This is a genomic window from Halomonas jincaotanensis (assembly GCF_018448785.1).
Classification (GTDB): Bacteria; Pseudomonadota; Gammaproteobacteria; order Pseudomonadales; family Halomonadaceae; genus Halomonas; species Halomonas jincaotanensis.
Genome location: NZ_JAHCLU010000014.1, coordinates 101866 through 124531, shown reverse-complemented (window position 1 = coordinate 124531; position 22666 = coordinate 101866). Strand labels below are relative to the sequence as shown.

The window sequence follows — 22666 nt, the reverse complement described above, 5'->3', positions numbered from 1 at the left end:
CCGCAGGCGAACTCCACCACCTCCAGGCCGCGGGTCACCTCGCCCTTGGCGTCGGAGAACACCTTGCCGTGCTCCTGCGAGATCAGCCGTGCCAGCTCGTCGGCGTGCTCCTCGACCAGCGCCTTGAACTTGAACAGGATGCGCGACCGCTTGAGTGGCGTGAACGTCGACCAGGTGGCGAAGGCGTCATGGGCGATGCGTACCGCCTCGCGGGTCTCGTCGGCCGAGGCCAGGGCCACTTCGGCCTTTTGCTCGCCGGTGGCAGGGTTGTAGACGGGGAAGGTGCGACCGCTGGCACCTTCGACCACCTGGCCGTTGAGGAAATGCTGAATCTGGTTCATGGAAATCTTCTCTCTGTAAGTCCGTCGTGCGGTAAACGAAGTGTCAGTCGGCGATCTGGAAACCGGCCTGCTCGGCGAGGGAGTGCAAATTGCGATACCCCGTCCGCGCATAGGTGAGCGGGTGGGCCACTTCGGGGTCCTGTTCGGCCTCCACCACCAGCCAGCCCTCGTAGCCGGCCTCGCGCAGGTGCGTCAGCGTGGGCAGGAAGTCGACGTCGCCATCGCCTGGCACAGTGAACAGGCCGTCGAGCACTCCGTCGAGGAAGCTCTTGTCGCGGTTGCGCAGTTCCTCGAGCACGCCGAAGCGTACGTCCTTGCAGTGCACGTGCACCACCCGCGAGGCGTAGCGCCTGGCGATGGCCAGTGGGTCGCCGCCCGCGCCGCGCAGGTGGCCCAGGTCGAGCAGCAGGCCCACGGAGTCGCGGGTGTTGTCGAGCATGCGTTCCACGTCTTCCTGGCTCTCCACCACGGTGCCCAGGTGGTGGTGATAGGCCAGGTGCACACCCTGCTCCTTGAGGTAGTCACCCACGACGCTCAGGCCCTCGGTGAGGCGGTGCCAGTCGGCCTCGTCCAGGTGCGAGCGGCGGGAGAGCGGAACGTCCTGGTCGCCGTGAACACAGCGACTCACCTCGCAAAACACCATGACCTTGGCACCACACTGCTTGAGCAGCTGGAGGTGATCCTGGAGCGCCTCGATCTCCTCCTCAGGGCTGCGCTCCAGCAGGCGAGCGGAGTACCAGCCCGATACCAGCGCCAGATTGTGCTGCCCCAGCACGGCGGAGAGCGCATCCGGCGTGCGCGGGAACTTGTTGCCCAGCTCGAAACCCGCGAAGCCCGCCTCGCGCCCTTCGCTGAGGCAGGTGTCCAGGGGGGTGTTGGCTCCGAGACTGGGCAGGTCGTCGTTGGTCCAGGTCAGGGGGTTGATCCCCAAGCGTACGGTAGACATAGAAAACTCCTGATCAAGCGAGCCCGGCGGCCCGCTTCTGGCTGTTCGGGTTTGGCTATCAGTAATGCTGACGTCGCTTGGCCTGGCGATAGCCCGCATAGGCCTCCTTGACCTGCTCTCGCTGGGAGACCTCGGGCACCGCCACCTCCCACCAGGCGCCACCCTCGGCGGTGCTGGGCAGGGGGTCGGTATCCAGGGCAATGACATAGGTGGTGCTGGCCCGGCGAGCCCGTACCAGGGCCTCCTCCAGGCCCCGGATGCCGCGCACGCTCTCTGCCTGGCAGCCCAGCGAGCGGGCATGGCCGGCGAAGTCGGTCTTCGGCGCGCCTTCCGGCACCGCGCGGCAATCGTCGAGCAAGTTGTTGAAACCGGCACCGCCGGTGGCCTGCTGCAGGCGGTTGATGCAGCCGAAGCCGCGATTGTCGAGCACCACCACGACCAGCTTGTGGCCCAGCATCACCGAGGTGGCGAGCTCCGAGTTGTGCATCAGGTAGGAGCCGTCGCCCACCATCACGAACACCTCGCGCTCGGGACGGGCCATCTTGACCCCCAGGCCGCCAGCGATCTCGTAACCCATGCAGGAAAAACCGTACTCCACGTGGTAGCTTCCGGGGCCGGCGCACTGCCACAGCTTGTGCAGCTCGCCCGGCAGACCACCCGCGGCACACACTACCGTGCCGTCCTCACCAGCCTGACGGTTCACGGCACCGATCACCTGAGCGTCGGTGGGCAGCTCGCGCCCCTCATCGGCGGTGACCCGTGCAACCACCTCGTCCCACGCACGCTTGAGGCTATCCGACTGCTCGCGCCAGGGATCGCTGGCGCGCCACTGGGCGAGTCCGGCATCGAGCGCCGCGAGGCCGTCGAAAGCATCGCCTGTCAATGGCAGGGCATGGTGCTTCTGACTGTCGAAGCGCCCCACGTTCAGGGCCACCAGGGTCAGATCGTCGCGTTCGAAGAGCGCCCGCGAGCCGGTGGTGAAGTCCTGTAGCCGGGTGCCCACAGCCAAGATGACGTCCGCCTCTTCGGCCAGGCGGTTGGCGGCCTCGCTGCCGGTAACGCCAATGGCACCCACCGCGCAGGCATGATCGTCGGGCAGCGCCCCCTTGCCGGCCTGTGTCTCGGCCACCGGCACGCCATGGGCCAGGGCGAACTCGCCGAGCCGCTCGCTGGCGCCGGCGTAGTGCACCCCACCGCCAGCGATGATCAGCGGCCGCTCGGATCCAGCCAGGGCGGCGATGGCTGCCTCCAACTCGCGGGGATCCGGCTGGGGGCGACGGATGCGATGGACTTTCGGCGCAAAGAAGCTCTCGGGATAGTCATAGGCAAAGGTCTGGACGTCTTGGGGCAACGCCAGCGTCGCCGGGCCGCAGTGTTCGGGGTCGAGCAGAGTGGCGATGGCCTGGGGCAGGCTGGTCAGCAATTGCTCGGGCCGGGTGATGCGATCGAAGTAGCGCGACACCGGCCGGAAGCAGTCATTGACGGTAACGGTCGGATCACCGAAATGCTCAAGCTGCTGCAGTACAGGATCCGGTTCACGAGTGGCGAAGGTATCCCCGGGCAGCAGCAGTACCGGCAAGCGATTGGCATGGGCCAGGGCGGCGGCAGTGACCATATTGGCGGCGCCGGGACCGATGGAGCTGGTGGCCGCCATCAGCCGCCGCCGCCCATTGGCCTTGGCGAAGGCGATGGCGGCATGGGCCATGGTCTGCTCATTGTGAGCACGCAGGGTCGGCAGCTCCTCACGGACATGATAGAGCGCCTCCCCCAGGCCGGCTACGTTACCGTGACCGAAGATAGCGAAGACCCCTTCGAATAGCGGGACCTCACGGCCCTCGTGCTCGGTGTGCTGAGCCGCCAGATACTTGACCAGGGCCTGGGCCATGGTGAGGCGAATGGTGCTCATGTCAGGCTCCCTCCACGTGAGGCGCGTCGCGGCGCAGGCGCCGCCACTCTTGGATCAGTTCGGCATAGTTGTCGGCCACTCGGGCCACCAGCGCCGCGTCATCGAGACGGTCCGCCAACCACTCTCGGCTGGCCGCAGCAAAGAGGGTACGGCCCACGGTGAAGCCCTTGCAGTGGGACTGACGGGCCGCTGGGGCGAAGCTGCGCTTCATTTCCTCCAAGGGAGCGTCAAGGCCGAGCAGCACCACACCGCGACAATGCCGATCCTGATCGTCGATGATTTTCCCCACGCTCTTCCAGGCGGCCTCGGAGAGTGTCGGCAGCTTCCACCAGTCGGGGCGGATCCCCAGGTTGTAGAGGCGCTGGAGACTGCGTGGCAGAGTCGTATCATCCACCGCCATGTCGGCCGGCGGGATCACCTCTACCAGCAACTCCAGGTCGCTGGCGCAGGCCGCCTGGTAGAGCTGGCGAAGTCGTGCTTCCTGCTCCAGGCGCAGCTCGAGGACATCGTCTGGATGGTAGAAGACCAGGCACTTGATGATGTGCTCGGCGGGCCACTGGCGCAGCTGGCTGCCCAGGTCATCGCCATGCTGGAAGCGCAGCGGCCGCGAACCGGGCAATTCCACCGGGCGTCCAATCCACCAACCGCGGCCCGATGCCTCGTTGAGGGCATCCTGGCCGAGCACATCGTCCACCAGGATGGCCGGCGTCTCCAAGCCGCTACCACGAGCGCCTTCTTCCGCCGCCTGCACCAGCAAGCGTTTCAGGACAGGCAGGCGCGCGGGGTCAGCATGCTCCTCGCAGGCCATGTCGGTGAGCTGACGACGATGATCAAATGCCAAACCGCACACCTCTGGCCACTCGTCCGACACGCGTGTGGTGACGCGGTGCAGATGATTGAGACGTCGGTCCTGATCCGGTCTCGACACATCATGTCGCCGGTCCAGATAGTCGAAGAGCTCCTCCTCGGTGGGCATGGCCGGTGCACAGCCGTGGCGGGAGACCACCAAGGCCCCACAAGCGTTGGCATAGGCGGCGCTAGTTTCCCAAGACTCGCCGCGCAGCCAGCCCCTCAGCAGACCGCTCATAAAAGCATCACCGGCGCCCAGCACGTTGAGCACCTCGACCTTGACGCCCTTGACCAAGATGCCATCCTCGATGCGCTTCGGAATGTCATCCTCGAAGACCACGCAGCCCAGGGGGCCAAGCTTGCATACCAAAGTGGCATCGGTGACGTGGCGCACCGCGCGCAGCGATTCGAGGGTATCGGTGCTGCCGCCGGCAATATGAAACTCTTCCTCGGTGCCGACAATCAGGTCGAAATCAGGCAGCCAGGCCTGGAGATCGGTAGTTACCGTCTCGTCGGCGATGAACCGGGTCTCCCCGTCGCCCGGGGAGGTCAGGCCCCACAGCACGGGACGGTAGTCGATATCCAGCACCCGCTTTACGCCATGTTCGGCGGCGGCGTCCAACGCCTTGCGACAGGCGCGGCGCGTCGTCTCGGTGGAGAGATGGGTGCCGGTGATGGCCAGGGCCCGGGCGCGGCCGATGAAGGTCGGATCGATGGCATCCGCGTCGATGGCCATGTCGGCACAGTCGCGGCGATAGAAGAGCAGCGGAAAGGCGTCGCGATCCTTGAGCGCCAGCAGCACAAGGCCAGTGTGACGCTCCGGATCTGTCTGCAGGGCCATGGTGTCGACGCCGACGCGCTCGAGTTCCTCACGCACGAAGTGACCCATCTGCTCGTCACCCACCCGCGAGAGCATGGCGGACTTGAGCCCTAGCCGAGCGGTGCCATAAGCCATGTTGCCGGAGCTCCCGCCAAGGTACTTGGCAAAGCTGGTCACGTCCTCGAGGCGGCTGCCGATCTGCTGCGCATAGAGGTCAACGGCGACACGGCCGAGGCAGATCAGATCTAAGGGTCTGTTGTCGGTGTTTATCTCTTGCATAGGGTTTCTCCGCGTCGCTTGTCGTATGGCACCCATCGAACCGGTGGCCCGGCGAACGCTACGACGCTGTTCTCCTCGCAGGGGTTAAAGGGTGAAGGCATCTCGAAAGCGGGCCAGGGCCAGCTCGTCGTCGCTGGAGGCCCAGCCCTCCAGGCCAACGGTGCCCCGATAACCGATGTCGTTCAGCGCCCGCGCGATGGCCGGATAGTTGATTTCGCCGCTGCCGGGCTCACAGCGGCCGGGCACATCAGCCACCTGGATCTCGCCGATATAGGGCGCGCAGCGGCGCACCAGCTTGATCAGGTTTCCTTCGCCGATCTGGGCATGGTAGAGGTCGAGCATGATGCGCACTTCCGGGCGATCCACGCTCGCCACCAGGTCCAGCACGTCGGCGGCACGGGCGAAGGGTACGCAGGGGTGGTCGACCTCGGTGTTGAGGTTCTCCAGCACAAACATGACGCCATGTTCCTGGCCGAGGTCCGCCAGACGGTTGAGGGTGTCATGGGCCCGAATCCACATGGCCCCAGTGGCTTCAGAGACAGGCTTGACGGGAAGACCCTGGCCGTCGAGGCCGGTGCCGTGCAGATTGAGGCGCGGAACCCCGAGTTGCTTGGCGACGGCGATCGATTCTCGGGCCGTATGGACCAACTGGTCCGCGCCCGCCTTGTCCCCCAGTGTCCCGCTGATGTAGCCGGTCATGGAGGAGAAGGTCGCACCGGTGTCTACCAAGGCTTGAATGTCGTGCTTCGTCCAATCCCAGATCTCTACCTGGAAGCCTAGGGAATCGATCCGCTTGATCCGCTCGGTGACCGGCATGTCGCGAAATACCATCTCGGCGCAGACCGCCAGGGTGAAGGGTGAGTGTTCAGCTCGTTGAGTCATTGCCACAGCTCCATGAAAGGGTGTCGTCACCCGCCTACACACACCGGACTCGGTATCTCCCGCCCGGCGGTGTCAGGCGACCAGTTGTGCTCACATTATGTGCCGGAAGAGCTCGAGGCCTCCTGCTGGGGCGCGGCACTTCCACGGCTCGCCTTCTGCTCCGTGTCGCTGCGCTGGAACTCGGCCAACTCGGCATCGAGGCTCTCCAACTCCGCTCCACCGGCCATCATGTTCAACACTTCTTCACGTGTGATATCTGCCTTGCGGAAGGTGCCCAGGCTGCCGCCGCGCGCCAGCAGGGTGAAGGCATCGGCCACCGGAAAGGCGTGATGGACGTTGTGGGTGATAAAAATCACCGCCAGGCCGTCGGCCTTCGCCTTGGCGATATAGCGCAGCACCACCGAAGCTTGCTTGACCCCCAACGCCGAGGTCGGCTCGTCCAGAATCAGCACCTTGGCGCCGAAATAGACCGCCCGGGCGATGGCCACGCACTGGCGCTCCCCGCCGGAAAGGGTGCCGACCGGCTGACTGGGGTCACGTACGTCGATGCCGATCTTGGCCATCTCCTCCTTGGCGATTCGGTCGGCGTACTTCCAGTCGATGCGCTTCAAGGGCCCCCACCCCACCGTTGGTTCGCGCCCCATGAAGAAGTTACGGGTAATGGACATCAGCGGGATCATCGCCAGGTCCTGGAAGACGGTGGCGATACCGGCGTCAAGCGCGTAGGCCGGGGACTTGAAGTTCACTGGCTTACCATCCAGGTACATCTCGCCATGGGACGGGCTATGGACACCTGACAGGGTCTTGATGAGGGTGGACTTGCCGGCGCCGTTGTCACCCAGCAGGCACATGACCTCGCCGGAACACACTTTCATCGAGATGTCGCTCAGGGCGATGACGCTGCCGAAGTGCTTGCTGACATTGCACATCTCGATCATGGGAGTACGTTCGCTCATCTCACTTGGCCTCCATCGCCTTCTTGCGCATGTAATTGTTGAACAGCACAGCGACCAGCAGCATCACGCCCAGGAAGACTTGGAACCAGTCGGTGTTGACGCCGGTATAGAAGATGCCCATCTGCACCATGCCGAAGATGAGCGCGCCCAATGCCGCGCCGATGGCGGAGCCATACCCCCCGGTGAGCAGGGCACCACCGATGACCACGGCGATGATCGCCTCGAGTTCCTTGAGCATTCCGCGAATGGTATCGGCAGAGCCGGTGTCCATTACCTGAATGCAGGCAAAGACAGTGGCCGAGAAGGCGGTGAACATGAACAGCGAGATCTTGACCCGATGTACCGGCACGCCGGAGTTGCGCGCGGCATTCTTGTCGCCACCGCTGGCGAAGATCCAGTTGCCGTAGGGGGTACAGAGCAGGATCCAAGTCGCCACGGCGGTGAGACCGAGCCACCAGACGATGGAGACCGGGATGCCGGTAACTATGGGGTTGCCGGCGAAGTTAGTGCCGATCCAGCCCTGGGAGGCCATCCAGGCAAAGAGGCCTGTGGCTACCTCGCCGGAGAAAAGGGCCGCGAACCAGTCGCCGGGGATGTGGTCTTGCACACCGCCGACTTGGGTCCGCCCGGTCAGTAAACGACTGATACCGATGGCCAGACCACGCAGGATGAACAGGAAGCCCAGGGTGACGATGAAGGAGGGCAACCCCGTCTTGTTGACTAAATTTCCGTTGATCCAGCCCACCAACGCTGCACAGGAGAAGGCCAGCAGGATGGCAGCCCAAAGTGGCCAGCCGTATTCCACTGCAGGAATCGCAATCAAGATACCAGCCAGCCCGATCATGGAACCGATGGACAGGTCGAACTCGCCACCGATCATCAGCAGCGCAGCGGCAGTAGCGATGATGCCTAGCTGAGCTGCCACCTCGAGGAAGTTGAGAATGCCGGATGGCGTGAACATGCCAGTGCCACTGGAGACGACAAGGAAGAATACGAGGACCAGAATCGTACCTGCCAGGGCGCCTAGCTCGGGGCGATTCAGCGCCTTCTTCCAAAATGACACCTTCTGGAGACGTTCATCCTGCGGTTCGGACACCGCAGCGGTAGACTGATTGGATTCATTGGACTTCATGACGGTCAACTCCCAGGGCCCGGATTCGCCGGGCCCTTCGGTTAGGTGGATATCAGCGAATACCTTGATTGCTCAGCTCGATCACTTGCTCGGCATTTTCCTGGGTCACGAAGCCCGGGCCAGTAGGAACGTCACCCGCCGGGAGCAACCCGTTTCTGACGAACTGGTCGAGGAACATGACGGGTAGGTAGCCCTGCAGGTACTGCTGCTGGTCGATGGCGAAGTCCATATCGCCAGCGTGCAGGGCGTCGAGGATGCTGGGCGAGAGGTCGAAGGTGCCGAGGGTGAACATGTCGGTGGCACCCTGTTCGCGAATGGCGCGCAACATCGGTTCGGCGGCCAGAGTACCCAGGGTCAGAATACCCCGCACATCGCTGTTCTCGTTGAGGTAAGCGATAATGGCACTGCGGATCGACGTCGGGTCGTAAGTCGTTGCCAGTTGCTCGGCATTGCCGTCGAAGCCCTCTACGAAACCGTCGCAGCGCTGGTCAAGGCCTTGGTTGCCCTGTTCATGGTTGACGCAGACCCCTTTCTCGACGCCCATCTCCTGCATACGCTCAGCAGCCTGCTTGCCGGCCTCGTACTCGCTCTGGCCGATATGCAGTTTGGTACCGTACTTAGACGCCACATCGCCGCCGGAGTTGATGGTAATCACCGGGATGCCTCTGTCAGTGGCATTCTGGACAGCACTGCCCAGGGCATCCTCATCGGTGAAGGAGACGATCAGGCCATCTGGATTAGAGGCCACCGCCGCATCCACCAGTTGCTGCATCTTGGCCATGTCGAAGGTAGACGGCGCGCGATATTCCAGCTCGGCGCCCACCTGTTCGGCGGCCGCCTCGGCGCCATTCTTGACCACAGACCAGAAGGGATCTGAGGGGATGCCATGGGTCACCATGACAAAGCGGTTCTCTTCTTGCTCTTGCGCCTGAGCCGAGCCGGCTATGAGGGCCGCGGCGGTAGTTGAGGCGAGCAACCATTGGGTAAGGCGTGCCATGGATAGAATCCTCGTGTTTGTCGTTGTGAATGTACGCATTCGCGCAGTGACGGTTTGGAATATAGATTCCAAATAGGTGCCGAAGCAAATTTTTTATTCTATACTTTGGTCTTATTGGAATTATTATTCCATTTCGCTTAAGCTGCCTCTCATCATCCAGCTAAACACCGACGCCACACCCTGGCGAAGGCAAGGAAGAGAGTCAGATGAGCGAGACACCCCAGGACTACATCCAACTTGAAGCACGCATCACAGACGACTACCCGTCGCTGAGCCGCCGACTGCAGCAAACGGCGCGCTTCTTGCTGGACCATCCTCAAGAGGTGGCCTTTGCTACAGCGGCCAAGCTGGCCGAGCAGGCTGGCGTCACACCCTCAACCCTGATCCGCTTCGCCAATCACTTCGGCTTCTCGGGCTTCTCGGAGATGCAACAGCTGTTCCGCGTAAGGTTGGTGGACGAACTGCCCAACTACACGGAACGCATCCGTGCCGTGCGCTCGGCCACCGGCGAGACACCCGACAGCACCCAGCTGCTGTGGGAGTTCGCCGAGGCCAATCGTGAGGTGTTGGAACAGCTGCCGGGGCGCATCGACCCACTTAACCTGGAGCGGGCCCTGGATATCTTCGAGCATGCCGAAGCCATTCATGTCATGGCAGTTCGGCGCACTTTCATGGTGGCGAGCTACATGACCTATGCGTTGCAGCATGTAGACAAGCGTGCCCATCTGGTCAGTGGCATTGGCGGCATGCATGGCGAGCAGATTAGGTCGATCGGTGACCGAGACGCCTTGCTGGTGGTGAGTTATTCCCCCTACGGGCAGGAGTCGCGTGAAGCTGCCGAGGAAGCGGTAAGGCGCGGTATTCCCCTAGTGGTCATCACCGATTCAAGCCTCAGCCCGCTTGCCAGGGTCGCCGATGTATCGCTCATCGTGCATGAAGCTGAGGTCAAGAGCTTCCGTGGCCTGACCGCCTCGCTGTGCCTGACCCAGACCCTGGCCATCGCCTTGGGCGTTCGCCAGGACAAGGCCCGTGATCGTCCCCCCACTGACAATGATGCCGGACACGCGTGAGCCACCCAGTACACGACACTTCTTTCACACCAAGAGGACCCCTTATGAGACTCGCCCTGATCGGCGCTGGACGCATCGGCAAGGTGCACGCCCAGGCTATCGATGCCCATCCCGAAGTGACCCTGGCCGCGGTGGCCGACTACCACGCTGAAGCTGCCGAAGCCTTGGCTAGCACATACGGTAGCCGTGCTCTCAACGCCAATGCCGTCTTCGAGGACGCCAATATCGACGCCGTGCTGATCGCCTCCAGCACGCCCACTCACGCCGACTACCTGGAGCGGGCTGCCCGCGCTGGCAAGGCGGTACTCTGCGAGAAGCCGATCGCCCTGGACCTGGCGCGCACCCGTGAGGCGCTGAAGGTGCTGGAGGCGCATCCGGTGACCTGCGCGCTGGGATTCAACCGCCGCCATGATCCCCAATTCTCTGCCCTCAAGCAGGCCGTGACAGAAGGACGGGTCGGTAATCTTGAAACGCTGACCATCATCAGTCGTGATCCTGCACCGCCCCCCGCTGAATATGTCGGCGCCTCTGGTGGCCTGTTCCGCGACATGATGATCCACGATTTCGACATGGCCCGCTGGCTGCTCGACGAACCCATCACGCAGGTCCACGCCGAAGGCAGCTGCCTGATAGACCCGGCCATCGGCGAGGCCGGCGACGTGGATACCGCCATGGTCACCCTGACCACCGCCAGCGGCCGCCTCTGCCATATCAGCAACTCCCGCCGCGCCTGCTACGGCTATGACCAGCGCATCGAGGCCTTCGGCAGCGCCGGCATGCTGCAGGCGCAGAATGAGACCGAGACTCGGCTGCGCTTCACCGGCGAGCCCGGCCAGGTAGAAGATAAGCCACATTGGTTCTTCCTGGAGCGCTACGCGGTTGCTTACCGCCGGGAGATCAACGACTTCGTGGACGCCTGGAAGCAGCAGCGTGATCCGCTGGCCAATGCCCGAGATGGCCTCGAGGCATTGCGGCTGGCCGAGGCAGCCGTACGCTCCCTGCAAGAGGGACAGCGCATCTCAATGGTTACCATCGACTGATTTCGAAAGGAGCGACCCATGAGTTCATTACTGGTACGTCCTCAGCAGCCCGACGAACTGGGCTCCGTTCTCAACGTCACCCCCGAGTCCGCCGGCTGGGAGTACGTAGGCTTCCGAATCCACAAGCTGGCCAAGGGCGAGCGCATCGAGGCAGACACCGGCAACCGCGAGCACTGCCTAGTGCTGGTTTCCGGCCGCGCCACCGTCACCTGCGGCGAGCACCGCTGGGAGGAGATCGGCGAGCGCATGGACGTCTTCGAGAAGGTGCCGCCCTACTCCGTCTACTTGCCTGATGGGGTGAACTACGCCGTGGAGGCCACCACCGACCTGGAGCTGGCGGTCTGCAGTGCACCTGGCTTTGGCAATCATGAGGCACGCCTGATTGCCCCCAGTGACGTCAAGCGCGCCACGCGCGGCACCGGCAGTAATACGCGCCATATACAGGATATCCTGCCCGAGACGGAGCCTGCTGACAGCCTGCTGGTGGTGGAGGTCTACACCCCCGCAGGCAACTGGTCGAGCTATCCGCCACACAAGCACGACGTGGACGACCTGCCCAACGAGTCGAAGCTGGAGGAAACCTACTATCACCGCCTGAACCCCTCCCAGGGCTTCGCCTTCCAGCGGGTCTACACCGATGATCGTAGCCTGGATGAATCCATGGCGGTAGATAATGGCTGTTGCGTGATGGTGCCTCGTGGCTATCACCCGGCGGGGGCCCCCCACGGCTACGAGCTCTACTATCTAAATGTGATGGCCGGCCCCAAACGGATCTGGAAATTCAGCAACGACCCGGACCACGAATGGATCACCCAGCAGTGAACGAGGTATTCCCTCCCCGCTGAATTCAGTCACGACGCCTCTTCGCCCCGCCACCAGCGGGGCTTTTTGTTCTGCAAGTCGGTCTACCCCAGCGACTTCACGATCAACTGCACGCCCACTACGGCCATCGCCGCCGTCACCAGGCGATAGAAGAGCGCTTCGCTGACCCGGTGCTGCAGCCACAAGCCACTGCGCACGCCGAACCAGGCCAGCGGTACCAGCAGCAGCGAGGCCCAGGCGCTGGTCAGGTTGATCTCACCGAGCCAGAGGTAAGGGCCGAGCTTCATCAGATTGACGGTCGCAAAGACGATCGCCACGGTGGCGATGAAGGCTTCCTTGCTCAGCCGCCGAGGGATCAGATAAAGATTGACCGGTGGCGCCCCAGCGTGGGCCAAAAAGCTGGTAAAGCCGCAGCCGATACCGGCGGGCAGCGACCACCAGGCAGAGATTGGTCGCGATACCGCTGGACGCAACAGCATGTAGACAGCGAAGACCAGCGACAGCACTCCAAGCAGGAAGCGCACGCCATCCTCGTTCAGACTGCCGATCAGTAATGTTCCCAACAGCACGCCGACCGCCAGGCCAGGAATCAATCGCCGCACCTCGGCGGCATCGTGATGCCCCCACCAGGCCTTGACGGTGAAGACATCCATGACCAGCAGCAGGGGTAACAACAGGCCAGCCGCCTCGACAGGTCCGATGGCCAGCGCCATCAGCGGTACCGAGAGCGTGCCGAAACCGCCGGCGAAACCTCCCTTGGAGACCCCAGTCAGATAGGTGGAAAGGGCGATCAGTGCCCAGGCGGACCAGGCATACTCGGGTAGCATGGTAGCTTTCCTGTAGCGAACATGAAGACACCGGAGCGGTTTCCCACTCCGGTGTCCATGCATCTGAGACCCGATACATCTCGAGGTCAAGCCGTCCGCTCGGCCCGGACGGCTAAACGGCTCGTCATTTGGCGGTGTGCATTGCCAGGCCGGTATCCAACATGCGATTGGAAAAGCCCCATTCGTTGTCATACCAGGCCATTATCTTGACCAGACGCCCATTTACGCGGGTGTGATTGGCATCGAAGGTCGAGGAGTTGGCATCATGGTTGAAATCGATGGACACCAGCGGCTCGGCATTGACCGCCAGCACTGGGGAATCGGCAGCGGCCTTCTCGACGATGGCGTTGATCTCTTCCCTGGTGGTGTCACGCCCGGCGGTAAAGGTCAGGTCCACCAGCGACACGTTGATCACTGGTACGCGAATGGCCAGGCCATCGAACTTGCCGGCCAGCTCCGGCAGCACCAGGCCCACCGCCGCCGCGGCGCCGGTCTTGGTCGGGATCATCGACTGCGTCGCGCTGCGCGCCCGGTAGGGGTCCTTGTGGTAGACGTCGGAGAGGTGCTGGTCATTGGTGTAGGCATGCACGGTTGTCATCAGGCCGTTCTCGATGCCCACACTGTCGTTGAGCGCCTTGGCCACCGGCGCCAGGCAGTTGGTGGTGCAGGACGCGCAGGAGACCACCGTATGGTCGGCGGTCAGCGACTGGTCGTTGACGCCATAGACCACAGTGGCATCGGCGTCGGGGCTCGGCGCGGAGATCAACACGCGAGCGGCGCCGGAAGTGATGTGCTGAGCCGCGGCCTCGCGCTTGGTAAACAGTCCGGTACACTCCATGACGAGATCGACGCCCAACGTTTCCCAGGGCAGCTGGCTGGGGTCGCGCTCCGAGAGAATGGCGATACGGTCGCCATCCACCGTCAGGCTCTCGTCATCGTGCTCGACGGCAAAAGGAAAATGACCATGCACGGAATCGTGACGAAGAAGGTGTGAGTTAAGCGCAGGGTCGCCGAGGTCATTGATGGCAACCACCTGCACGCGATCCCGGTAACCGTTCTCGTAAAGCGCGCGCAGTACGTTGCGACCGATGCGGCCAAAGCCGTTGATAGCTATCTTGAGCATCATGACGTGGTGTCTCCTCGTTCCAGTGAAATTTTTAGCGGCACTGATCGAGCCGTCGATAGGTTACAAGCATTGTAGATCACTGCGGTCGTACGCCTGCGGCTCTGTGCATGAGCACAATGTGACGCAGGAGCGCCACGGACTCAAGAATTTTTTAGTAACTTTACAACATATTAGCCAGATGCCCAGTTCCTTACGGTACAACATTTATGCCATTTTCGATTCATTGGCCTCGAAAACACATGTTGCGTGCGGCATCGCAGCAAGATAGGTACAATCAAACTATGTAGTAAAATTACGTCAAAAGCACTAATGTGACCTTATAACAAACCCTTGCTAAAACGAAGGAGATCAACATGCCGACCAATTCCTCGCACATGCCCATCCGCCGCACCAAGATCGTCGCCACCTTGGGCCCGGCCAGCGACCGCGAAGGTGTACTCGAAGCGATGCTGAAAGCCGGCGTCGATGTGGTGCGCCTTAATTTTTCGCATGGCTCGGCGGACGACCATCGCCAGCGCCTGACGCGCGTGCGCGAGATCGCCGATCGCCTGGGCCGCAGCGTCGCTGCCCTGGGCGATTTGCAGGGGCCCAAGATTCGCATTGCGCGTTTTAAGAACGGCGCGGAGGTGCTGGCGGAAGGTCAGGCCTTCGTACTCGACATGGCGATGGACGGCGACGCCGGCACCAGGGAGCGGGTCGGCTGCGATTACAAGACGCTGGCCGACGACGTCACCTCCGGCGACCGCCTGCTGCTCGATGATGGCCGTCTGGTGCTTGACGTTACCCGCGTGGTGGGCAAGGAGATCCACACCAGCGTGGCCGTGGGCGGCAAGCTCTCCAACAACAAGGGTATCAACAAGCAGGGCGGCGGCCTGTCGGCGCCGGCACTGACCGACAAGGACAAGGCGGACCTCAAGACTGCGGTGGACATCGGCGTGGACTATCTGGCCGTCTCCTTTCCCCGTAGCGCCGCCGACATGCAGGAAGCCCGCGACCTGCTCGGCGAGGCCGGCGCCGAGATTGGCCTGGTCGCCAAGCTCGAGCGCGCCGAAGCCGTCGCCGACAACGCCACGCTGGATGGCATTATTGAGGCCTCTGAGGCGGTCATGGTGGCACGCGGCGATCTGGGCGTAGAGATTGGCGACGCCCAGTTGATCGGCACCCAGAAGCGCATCATCAAGCAGGCCCGTACGCTGAACCGCGCGGTTATCACCGCCACGCAGATGATGGAATCGATGATCGAGTCGCCCCTGCCCACCCGCGCCGAGGTGTTCGACGTGGCTAACGCCGTGCTCGACGGCACCGACGCGGTCATGCTCTCCGCGGAAACCGCTGCCGGCGACTTCCCGGTGGAGACCATCGAAGCCATGGACCGCGTCTGCCTCGGCGCCGAGCGTGAGCGGGTCATCCAGGAGTCCGGCCACCGCATCCATGAGGGCTTCAGCCAGATTGACGAGACGATTGCCCTGTCGGCCATGTACGCCGCCAACCACCTCACGGGAGTGGGCGCCATCGCCTGCATGACGGCCTCGGGCTATACGCCGCTGATCGCCTCGCGCATCAGCTCCGGGTTGCCCATCGTCGGCCTCGCGCACAATCCGGTCGCCCAGCGGCGAATGGCGCTGTATCGCGGCGTGGTGTCGTTGCCCTTCGATACCAGCGACATGGCCGCGAACGATCTCAACGACCATGCCCTGGCACGACTGGTCACCCACGGGATCGTCAAGCCCGGCGATCACGTCATCCTGACCCGCGGCGACCACATGAACGCCCATGGCGGCACCAACACCCTGAAAATACTGGATGTGAGTCACGACCATGAATGACCTCCGACCGCGGCGGGACGTCCGTCGCACCCTGCCGGCTCGCAAGCGCATCGCGCTGATTGCCCACGACGGCAAGAAGGATGAAATGCTCGAATGGGCCGAGCGCTGGCAGGCCACCCTGGCCGAGCACATCCTGATCGGCACTGGCACCACGGCGAGCCGTATCTCGCGCCAGCTCGGCCTGACGGTCGAGGGGTTGATGAGCGGGCCATTGGGCGGCGATCAACAGATCGGCGCACGCATCGCCGAACAGCGCCTCGACCTGCTGGTCTTCTTCTGGGACCCCTTTGCACCACAGCCCCACGACCCCGACGTGAAGGCCTTGCTGCGTCTGGCCGCGCTGTGGAATATTCCCGTGGCCTGCAATGCGGCCAGCGCCGACTTCCTGATCAGCTCGCCCTGGCTCGATCAAGACTACGAGATGACAATACCCGACGCCGGCGCCTGGATATCCGCTCGCGCCGAGTGAGGGCGTGCCGGCCGTATTCTCACCGCCTGGCTAACGCCAGGCGGCGACCCCAGCGATCCCCATGCCAGGCACCCGCCAACCAGAGCGTTACGCTGATCCCCACATAGATCGGTGCCAGCCAGTAGCGCTCCTGATCGAACAGGTACAGCGTCTCCAGGCCAAAGAGCGAAAAGGTAGTAAAGCCGCCGCAGAAACCCGCCAGGAGAAACGGCTGCCAGCGCGCCACACGGCCATCGAGCCGCCGGCTCGCATAAGCCGCGAAGGCCGCGATCAACCAGGAACCCAGGATATTGACCAGCAAGGTTGCCCAGGGGAACGTGCTACCGAGCAGCCACAATGACGTCAGGTAACGCAGCGAAGCGCCAAGCGCACTACCCAGCCCCACGGCCGCATGGTGTTGCCAGATATTCATGTGAGACCACCTGCCAGCCACACGCCGAGGCCCAGCGCGGCGAAACCCGCCAGCAAGGTAGCCAGCACATTGACCAGGGCGGCGCCTGTGCGGCCCTGATGCCAAAGCAGCAGTGTCTGCAGGCTGAACGAGGAGACCGTCGTGTAGCCGCCCAACAGCCCGACCGCCAGAAGCGCCCAGCCGGGACTCGGACCTTCGGGCCCCGGCAGCCCCACCGCGCCCGCCAGCAACCCCATCAAGAACGCACCACTGAGATTGACCGCTAGGGTACCCCAGGGAAAGCCGGCGCCAAGCCATTTTGCCACGCCGTTACCTACCGCCAGGCGACTCATGCCGCCCACAGCACCGCCGGCTGCCACCATCAGCAGGCTCATCAGCTCAATGTCCATGCATTCTCATTCTTGATGCTTGCCTGTTCCCGGCCCTGACGGCCCAGGACGACACTGCAAACGTGTCGTGACATTCACGAAGGTATTAGCAAGTATGTCATGCCGTATCGTCAGTAAGAGCATGCATAGTCGTGATCCATTCCTAAAATCCGTATCATGCTGATGCTTGACTCCCCCTGACACGCACTATCCACACGCCAAGAGACGGAGGTCACCGCGTGAACCCGAAGCGATCCCTTGCCCTGATACTGGGTTGGCTGCTGCTGGCTTTAACGGCATTCGCCATACCCGCTCAGGCCCAGCAGGAGCCTAGTGGAGAAGCGCCACCGGCCTACTCCACCCTGGCCGACCTGCTCGAGAACGAACAGACCCGGCAGCAACTGATCGACCAGTTGCGTAGCTTGGCCGATGACCCGGCGAGCGCCGAAACCGCCGCGGAGGATCCTATTCGGCTCGATCTCTCGCTGCCGCGTCAGCTGGCACAGGCCACCAGTCGCATTGCCGGCGATGTCGGCGACCAGTTCGAGAATCTTATCGGCGTGGTCTCATCGCTGGTGACCGGTGGGCTTGCGAGTCAGGACAGCGTCTTCGATATGGCAGCCTTCTCCACGGCGGCCATTAACCTCGGTCTGGTGATCGTGGCGACCTTCCTGCTGTTCGCAGTCGTACGCCGCCTGGCCAAGCCGCTGTTTACGCGTATCAGTCAGTGGTCACTCAATGGCAATGGTCTCACACCGATCCTGCGCCTGGTCATCTGTGTCGCTATCGCGGCGCTCATCGACGTTCTGATCGTGGCGCTTTCCTATATTGGCGGCAACCTGACCGCCACCTTCGCCATCGGTGAAACCGGCGAACTGACCACCCAGGCCTCGCTGTTCCTCAACGCCTTCCTGGTGATCGAGTTGATCAAGGCCGCCATTCGCATGCTCTTTTCGTCTCGCTATGAAGGCCTGCGCCTGCTGCCGATCACTCCCGAGGAAGCCTCTTACTGGAACCGCTTTCTCGCCCGTCTGATCGGCCTGGTCGGCTATGGCCTGATGGCCGTCGTGCCACTGATCAGCGCCAATGTGTCACCGACCCTGAGCCAGAGCATCGGCACGCTGATCATGTTCGCTGCCTTCATCTACGCGGTCATCGTGGTGCTCAAGAATCGCCAGCGCCTGCGTGATGCCCTCAACGTCAGAGCGCAACAGACCACCATGGCGGCTAGCCGCGTCTCGCTGCAGATGTTCGCGCGCACCTGGCATCTGTTCGCCTTGGCGTATTTCCTGATGGTGCTGGTACTGACGTTGACGCGGCCTGTGGATGCCCTGCCCTTCGTGCTCTTCGCGACGCTCAAGACGCTTGCCGCGGTGGTCATCGGCATGCTCGCCTCAAGCCTGCTGACCCAGACCATCGGGAGGCGCATCCGGCTTTCCGACGACCTGCGGCGTAAGCTGCCCCTGCTGGAACCGCGCCTGAACAGCTATGTGCCCAACGCTCTGCGGGTCATTCGCACGCTGATCCTGATTGTTGTCGTGATGATCGTCTTCAATGCCTGGGGCGCCTTCGACCTGGCCGGCTGGTACAACTCCGAGGCGGGTCGCGGCCTGGTCGGCAAGTTGATCAGCGTGGCGGTGATCCTGGTGGTCGCCATTGGCGTGTGGCTGGGCCTGGCCAGCCTGATCGAGCACAAGCTCAATCCCGAGACCGGCAAGGGAGAACCCTCGTCGCGGGCCAAGACGCTGCTGGCACTGTTTCGTAACGCCCTGGCCATTGCCCTGATCACCATGACAATGATGATCTTGCTTGCCGAAATCGGCATCAATATCGGGCCGCTGATCGCTGGTGCCGGTGTGCTGGGCCTGGCCATCGGCTTTGGTTCCCAGAAACTGGTACAGGACATCATCACCGGCGTGTTCATCCAGATCGAAAATGCCATGAATACCGGCGATGTCGTCACCGTGGGCAACGTTACTGGGGTGGCCGAAAAACTCAGTATCCGCTCGGTGGGTATCCGCGACCTAAACGGTACCTACCATCTCGTACCGTTCTCCAGCGTGGATACCGTCTCCAACTATATGCGCGAGTTCGCCTATCACGTCGGTGAATATGGCATCGCCTATCGCGAGAGCATCGATGAAGCCATCGTGGCACTGCGAGAAGCGTTCGACGAACTCTCCCAGGATGACGAGCACAAGATGAACCTGCTCGCGCCGCTGGAAGTGGCCGGGGTCATCGCCCTGGCCGACAGCTCGGTCAACATCCGGGTGCGCATCAAGACCGCGCCGGGCACCCAATGGGCCACCGGCCGCGCCTACAACCGCCTGGTCAAGCTGCACTTCGACGCCAAGGGCATCGAGATTCCCTTCCCGCACACCACCCTGTACTTCGGGGTCGGCAAGGAAGCCGAAGCGCCGCCCGCCAACCTGCGGGTCATGCAGCAACACTTCGATATCAACGGACGCCCGGGAGGCCAGCCAAGCTCCGGTGAGCAGAGCCGCGAAGGGGAGGACGATCCTCGCTCACGGCCCAACCCCGCCCACAATGGCGACTTCGACGAAGACTGACTGAGCCAATCGAAGCATTGCAAAAAAACAGCGGGGCTGCCCATCATGGGCAGCCCCGCTGTTTTGTGGCGCCTGACAATGCCAAGCTTTGCTTCGGTTCAGTTCGTGCTTTCGCTCACTTCTTGACGCTCTTGTCTTCGCTGGTTTCGGTGGGTTGCGGCAGCGAGGGCAACGACTTGTCGAGCAGCTCGACGCTCTGGCGATAATAGAGCTGACTCTTGTTGTGCTCGCCGAGGTTGGCGAAAAGCCTGGCTAGCTCGGCACAGACCACCCCGCTGGACCGCTGGCGCTGGCTGGCCTCGAAATACTCCTGCGCCTTGCCCCAGTAAGCATTGCGTAGCGACAACCGCCCCAGGGTGAGCAGCAGGTCAGGATCGTTGGGGCGCTCCTGAAGCCACTTCTCGGCGTATACCAGCTGGCGGGAAGCGTCGACATCAAGCAGCCCGTAACGCAGCACCAGCCGGCTGTCCCAGTGCTCCTTGAGAGAATGACGCAACAGCCGCTCGGCGATTGCTTCCTGGCCACCCCGGACCAGCGACTCGGCATAGAGCACGATCAAATCGGTATTGGTGCGCAGATGATCGGGCATATCAGCCCAGAGGCTGCGCACCCGTTCGATATCGCCTCCCTCGCGTGCCTCATGAACAATCAGCTCACGATAGGCACGCTGCTCTAGCTCCTCACGCTCCTCACGGGCGATCAGCTGCTGGGCGCCCAATCGCGGCATCAGGCGACGCAGCCCATCCCAGTCACTGAGACTGATATAGGCCTGCTTGAGTTGCTTGAGCACCTGGGGATGGTTAGGCAACTGCCGATCAAGGCGGGTGAGGATGGCTAGCGCCTCCTCGTACTGCTGGCGATCCAGCATCAGCTGGGCCTGCATCATTCCCACTGCGGTATCGGCTCCCTCGGTGCTCAGGTGGGCCCGCTTGAGCAGGGTATCTGCCTGCTCATAACGTCCCTGGTAATGGGCGGCGAGCGCCGCGGAGAGGTAGTTGACCAGCGGGGCGCTAGAGTCGTCGGCGGCCTTGACCAGCGACTTCTCGGCACGCTTCCAGCGGCCTTCGGCCAAGGCGACCAGGCCGCGCACCGTCCGCTTCATGGCGTTGCGGTTGCGGGTGCGGCTGTTCCATACCTTGTAGCGGCTTACCGGGCTGCTCAGGCGTATCAGCAACCGCAAGACGAAATGCAGCACGATGAAGGCCGCGAGCAGCAGGACCAGGCCAAACCAGAAGGAGGTCTGGAAGGACGTGTCGCCCACTCGCACCAGCCAATAGCCGGGCACCGACATCATCAGCTGGCCGAACAGCGCGCCGATCGCCAGGCCGAGGACGATGATCAGGATCAGCTTTCTCATGCGTCATCCCCCTCATCACCGCGCGACGCGTATCGATTGTCGATGAATTCAGCCAAGGCCTGCTGAGAGCCACTGATATCGGGCAGTTCGGGACGAATGCTGCGCTGCTTGAGCTCCTCGAGACGCGAGATCACCGACTGCACACCGCTGTCGTCGGTATCGTAGTAGCCCTCGATCAGCGTCAACACCTTGTCAAGGCTGGCGTCATAGAGCTCCTGCTCCTCCTTGAGCAGCGCCAGCTGGGCCTGTTCGAGCACCAGGCGCACACTCTGGCGCAGATAGGATTCCTGCTCGGGCGAGATCAATGCTTCAAGGGCTTGGTCGTGCTGGCGCACGGTCACCAGATCCTTGAGCTCCTGGCCGAAGCGTGACAATTGATTCTGCCAGCTGCCGGTAGGCGCCTCCTCAATCTGGCTGTTGGCGGCGATCTGCTCGATATCCTGAGCCAGGGGCTGGCTCGCGAGTTGGTCCTGCTGGGCGTTGAGCGCCAGGTAAAGACCGGTGCGGTCGACATTGGGCACCGAATCCAGCGCAGCAAGCTCGTCGGCGATCTCGCGGCGCACAGGCACCAGCGCCGGGTTGTCGGCCTCCTTCAGACGCTGGTCGGCAGTGCGCAGCAGGGCGGCGGCGCCTTCCACATCACGCTCGAGTTGCAGGCGCTGGTTGGCCAGGCGCAGCAGGTAGGCGGCTTCGGCATGCAGCCATTCGCGCTCGTCGGTATCCTGCTCGCGGGAAAGCTCGGCCAGCACCTGATCCAGCGTCTCGTCGACACTGCTGCGATAGTCGTTGAATTCGCTGCGCAGCTCGCTCAGGGCCTCATCCAGCGAGGCCTGGCGCTCCTGCTCCCCCGCATCGAGCCGTGACTCGAGTTCGGCTAACTGATCGGCTGTGGCGGCTTGGTCACTGCGCGCCTCCACGGCGGCCAGCCGCTGCTGCTGCGCGTCGAGCTTCTGCCAGGCCTGCCAGCCGAACAGTGCCACGCCGATCGCCAGCAGGATCACCAGCAGCAGCGCCACGACACCGGCCTTGCCACCCCCTTTACCGCGACCGTCACCGGAGGAAGGCCGTGCCGTGGAAGCGCCTCCTCCACCCCCCGTGGCAGTCTTCGCCGTGGTAGTGGCTGGCCCCGAAGTGTTTGTCGAGCCTGCCTGGGCAGAAGATGGCTTGTCAGGCTTGCCGGCACTCTCCTTGCCAACCCCATCCTTGCCAACCCCATCCTTGCCGACCCCATCCTTGCCAGGGCCTTCTTTCTTACCGGCCTTACCGGCGTCTTCTGTGCCGGTTACCGGCTTTTCAGCGCCAGTCGGAGTCGTCCCCGAGACGGCGTCAGGCGTCTGGCTGGCGCCCTGGTCGACACCCTTGCCAACGCCGTCGCCGGGTGGCGTGCCGGCCGAGCCACTTGCTACCTGTGTCGTTGCGGTCTTGTCGTTTCCGGCAGGCGCGTCGCTAGCGGCGGACGGGGCTGTCGATGCCGGCTTGGCGGTATCTGTCGTCGATGCCGTGGTCGAGGCCGCCGTCTGGCCACCCTTGCCACGCCTTCGCGATGTCCTGCCCTTGGCGGTCGAGCCACCCTTGGCGGTATCGTCACCCGGAGTCGCCGATGCCGGTCCAGCCTTGGCCGCGCCGGCGGGCGTCTGCTGTTCGTCCTGATCGTGTGGTTGCTTGCTCATC

At 63.1% G+C, this 22666-nt stretch carries 20 protein-coding genes; 6 read left to right on the top strand and 14 right to left on the bottom strand.

Annotated elements, in window-relative coordinates; all coding sequences use genetic code 11:
• The 8 genes from KG088_RS13770 to KG088_RS13735 form a co-directional block, all read right to left on the bottom strand.
• A partial coding sequence (locus KG088_RS13770; RefSeq protein WP_213826247.1) for an aldehyde dehydrogenase family protein occupies window positions 1–341 on the bottom strand: 341 nt, incomplete at its 3' end.
• 43 nt (window positions 342–384) lie between these two features.
• A complete protein-coding gene (gene iolE / locus KG088_RS13765) occupies window positions 385–1287 on the bottom strand; it encodes a myo-inosose-2 dehydratase (protein ID WP_213826245.1) in 903 nt (300 codons plus the stop codon).
• A gap of 58 nt (window positions 1288–1345) precedes the next feature.
• Window positions 1346–3193, bottom strand: coding sequence for a 3D-(3,5/4)-trihydroxycyclohexane-1,2-dione acylhydrolase (decyclizing) (iolD, locus tag KG088_RS13760; RefSeq protein WP_213826243.1), 1848 nt, complete (start codon window positions 3191–3193; stop codon window positions 1346–1348).
• Window position 3194: 1 nt separating this feature from the next.
• On the bottom strand, window positions 3195–5141 hold the full coding sequence (locus KG088_RS13755) for a bifunctional 5-dehydro-2-deoxygluconokinase/5-dehydro-2-deoxyphosphogluconate aldolase (protein ID WP_213826241.1): 1947 nt from the start codon (window positions 5139–5141) through the stop codon (window positions 3195–3197).
• 84 nt (window positions 5142–5225) lie between these two features.
• Window positions 5226–6023, bottom strand: a complete 798-nt coding sequence (locus KG088_RS13750) for a TIM barrel protein (protein WP_213826239.1) — start codon at window positions 6021–6023, stop codon at window positions 5226–5228.
• 95 nt (window positions 6024–6118) lie between these two features.
• Window positions 6119–6979: an ATP-binding cassette domain-containing protein gene (locus tag KG088_RS13745; protein ID WP_213826237.1), complete on the bottom strand. Its 861-nt coding sequence runs from the start codon at window positions 6977–6979 to the stop codon at window positions 6119–6121.
• Window position 6980: 1 nt separating this feature from the next.
• A complete protein-coding gene (locus tag KG088_RS13740; RefSeq protein WP_213826235.1) occupies window positions 6981–8111 on the bottom strand; it encodes an ABC transporter permease in 1131 nt (376 codons plus the stop codon).
• Between the two features lie 52 nt (window positions 8112–8163).
• On the bottom strand, window positions 8164–9108 hold the full coding sequence (locus KG088_RS13735) for a sugar ABC transporter substrate-binding protein (RefSeq protein ID WP_213826233.1): 945 nt from the start codon (window positions 9106–9108) through the stop codon (window positions 8164–8166).
• Window positions 9109–9314: 206 nt separating this feature from the next.
• Between KG088_RS13735 and KG088_RS13730 the strand changes: the two genes are divergently transcribed.
• Genes KG088_RS13730 through iolB form a run of 3 tightly spaced genes read left to right on the top strand, consistent with a single transcriptional unit; the run spans window position 9315 to window position 12040 of the window.
• Window positions 9315–10178, top strand: coding sequence for a MurR/RpiR family transcriptional regulator (locus tag KG088_RS13730; RefSeq protein ID WP_213826231.1), 864 nt, complete (start codon window positions 9315–9317; stop codon window positions 10176–10178).
• 44 nt (window positions 10179–10222) lie between these two features.
• On the top strand, window positions 10223–11218 hold the full coding sequence (gene iolG, locus KG088_RS13725; protein WP_213826230.1) for an inositol 2-dehydrogenase: 996 nt from the start codon (window positions 10223–10225) through the stop codon (window positions 11216–11218).
• Window positions 11219–11236: 18 nt separating this feature from the next.
• Window positions 11237–12040 (top strand): 5-deoxy-glucuronate isomerase, encoded by an 804-nt coding sequence (iolB, locus tag KG088_RS13720; protein ID WP_213826228.1) that lies wholly within the window; start codon window positions 11237–11239, stop codon window positions 12038–12040.
• Window positions 12041–12123: 83 nt separating this feature from the next.
• Here iolB and KG088_RS13715 read toward each other — a convergent pair whose 3' ends face one another.
• Both KG088_RS13715 and gap read right to left on the bottom strand, forming a co-directional pair.
• The gene (locus KG088_RS13715; protein ID WP_213826226.1) at window positions 12124–12867 is read right to left on the bottom strand and encodes a sulfite exporter TauE/SafE family protein; all 744 of its coding nucleotides are present in this window, start codon (window positions 12865–12867) and stop codon (window positions 12124–12126) included.
• Between the two features lie 124 nt (window positions 12868–12991).
• Window positions 12992–13993 carry a type I glyceraldehyde-3-phosphate dehydrogenase gene (gene gap / locus KG088_RS13710; protein ID WP_213826224.1) on the bottom strand — a complete coding sequence of 334 codons (1002 nt, stop codon included), beginning with the start codon at window positions 13991–13993 and terminating at the stop codon, window positions 12992–12994.
• 353 nt (window positions 13994–14346) lie between these two features.
• On the opposite strand from gap, the gene pyk reads away from it, so the two are divergent.
• Both pyk and KG088_RS13700 read left to right on the top strand, forming a co-directional pair.
• Entirely contained in the window at window positions 14347–15819 is a 1473-nt protein-coding gene (gene pyk, locus KG088_RS13705) for a pyruvate kinase (protein WP_213826222.1), read from the top strand.
• Window positions 15812–16288: a methylglyoxal synthase gene (locus KG088_RS13700; RefSeq protein ID WP_213826220.1), complete on the top strand. Its 477-nt coding sequence runs from the start codon at window positions 15812–15814 to the stop codon at window positions 16286–16288. The genes pyk and KG088_RS13700 overlap by 8 nt, the downstream gene beginning before the upstream one ends.
• 19 nt (window positions 16289–16307) lie before the next feature.
• Here KG088_RS13700 and KG088_RS13695 read toward each other — a convergent pair whose 3' ends face one another.
• Window positions 16308–16700: a fluoride efflux transporter FluC gene (locus tag KG088_RS13695; protein ID WP_213826218.1), complete on the bottom strand. Its 393-nt coding sequence runs from the start codon at window positions 16698–16700 to the stop codon at window positions 16308–16310.
• Complete coding sequence (locus KG088_RS13690; RefSeq protein WP_213826216.1) at window positions 16697–17089, bottom strand: fluoride efflux transporter FluC; 393 nt, start codon at window positions 17087–17089, stop codon at window positions 16697–16699. Before KG088_RS13690 ends, KG088_RS13695 begins: the two co-directional genes overlap by 4 nt.
• A gap of 218 nt (window positions 17090–17307) precedes the next feature.
• Between KG088_RS13690 and ybiO the strand changes: the two genes are divergently transcribed.
• Window positions 17308–19638 (top strand): mechanosensitive channel protein, encoded by a 2331-nt coding sequence (ybiO, locus tag KG088_RS13685; protein ID WP_213826214.1) that lies wholly within the window; start codon window positions 17308–17310, stop codon window positions 19636–19638.
• Window positions 19639–19753: 115 nt separating this feature from the next.
• Here the strand turns inward: ybiO and KG088_RS13680 are convergent, their stop codons facing one another.
• Together KG088_RS13680 and KG088_RS13675 are read right to left on the bottom strand one after the other, a co-directional pair.
• The gene (locus tag KG088_RS13680) at window positions 19754–20995 is read right to left on the bottom strand and encodes a heme biosynthesis HemY N-terminal domain-containing protein (RefSeq protein ID WP_213826212.1); all 1242 of its coding nucleotides are present in this window, start codon (window positions 20993–20995) and stop codon (window positions 19754–19756) included.
• Entirely contained in the window at window positions 20992–22665 is a 1674-nt protein-coding gene (locus KG088_RS13675; RefSeq protein ID WP_213826210.1) for a uroporphyrinogen-III C-methyltransferase, read from the bottom strand. The genes KG088_RS13680 and KG088_RS13675 overlap by 4 nt, the downstream gene beginning before the upstream one ends.
• Window position 22666 lies beyond the last annotated feature (1 nt).

Excerpts from the sequence above, each read along its gene's own strand:
- KG088_RS13745 (WP_213826237.1), bottom strand. The coding sequence starts at position 6,979 with ATGAGCGAACGTACTCCCATGATCGAGATGTGCAATGTCAGCAAGCAC.
- iolD (WP_213826243.1), bottom strand. The coding sequence starts at position 3,193 with ATGAGCACCATTCGCCTCACCATGGCCCAGGCCCTGGTCAAGTATCTG.
- iolE (WP_213826245.1), bottom strand. The coding sequence starts at position 1,287 with ATGTCTACCGTACGCTTGGGGATCAACCCCCTGACCTGGACCAACGAC.
- iolG (WP_213826230.1), top strand. The coding sequence starts at position 10,223 with ATGAGACTCGCCCTGATCGGCGCTGGACGCATCGGCAAGGTGCACGCC.
- KG088_RS13680 (WP_213826212.1), bottom strand. The coding sequence starts at position 20,995 with ATGAGAAAGCTGATCCTGATCATCGTCCTCGGCCTGGCGATCGGCGCG.
- KG088_RS13755 (WP_213826241.1), bottom strand. The coding sequence starts at position 5,141 with ATGCAAGAGATAAACACCGACAACAGACCCTTAGATCTGATCTGCCTC.
- KG088_RS13700 (WP_213826220.1), top strand. The coding sequence starts at position 15,812 with ATGAATGACCTCCGACCGCGGCGGGACGTCCGTCGCACCCTGCCGGCT.
- gap (WP_213826224.1), bottom strand. The coding sequence starts at position 13,993 with ATGATGCTCAAGATAGCTATCAACGGCTTTGGCCGCATCGGTCGCAAC.
- KG088_RS13730 (WP_213826231.1), top strand. The coding sequence starts at position 9,315 with ATGAGCGAGACACCCCAGGACTACATCCAACTTGAAGCACGCATCACA.
- KG088_RS13740 (WP_213826235.1), bottom strand. The coding sequence starts at position 8,111 with ATGAAGTCCAATGAATCCAATCAGTCTACCGCTGCGGTGTCCGAACCG.
- iolB (WP_213826228.1), top strand. The coding sequence starts at position 11,237 with ATGAGTTCATTACTGGTACGTCCTCAGCAGCCCGACGAACTGGGCTCC.
- KG088_RS13690 (WP_213826216.1), bottom strand. The coding sequence starts at position 17,089 with ATGGACATTGAGCTGATGAGCCTGCTGATGGTGGCAGCCGGCGGTGCT.
- KG088_RS13750 (WP_213826239.1), bottom strand. The coding sequence starts at position 6,023 with ATGACTCAACGAGCTGAACACTCACCCTTCACCCTGGCGGTCTGCGCC.
- KG088_RS13715 (WP_213826226.1), bottom strand. The coding sequence starts at position 12,867 with ATGCTACCCGAGTATGCCTGGTCCGCCTGGGCACTGATCGCCCTTTCC.
- pyk (WP_213826222.1), top strand. The coding sequence starts at position 14,347 with ATGCCGACCAATTCCTCGCACATGCCCATCCGCCGCACCAAGATCGTC.
- KG088_RS13735 (WP_213826233.1), bottom strand. The coding sequence starts at position 9,108 with ATGGCACGCCTTACCCAATGGTTGCTCGCCTCAACTACCGCCGCGGCC.
- KG088_RS13675 (WP_213826210.1), bottom strand. The coding sequence starts at position 22,665 with ATGAGCAAGCAACCACACGATCAGGACGAACAGCAGACGCCCGCCGGC.
- KG088_RS13695 (WP_213826218.1), bottom strand. The coding sequence starts at position 16,700 with ATGAATATCTGGCAACACCATGCGGCCGTGGGGCTGGGTAGTGCGCTT.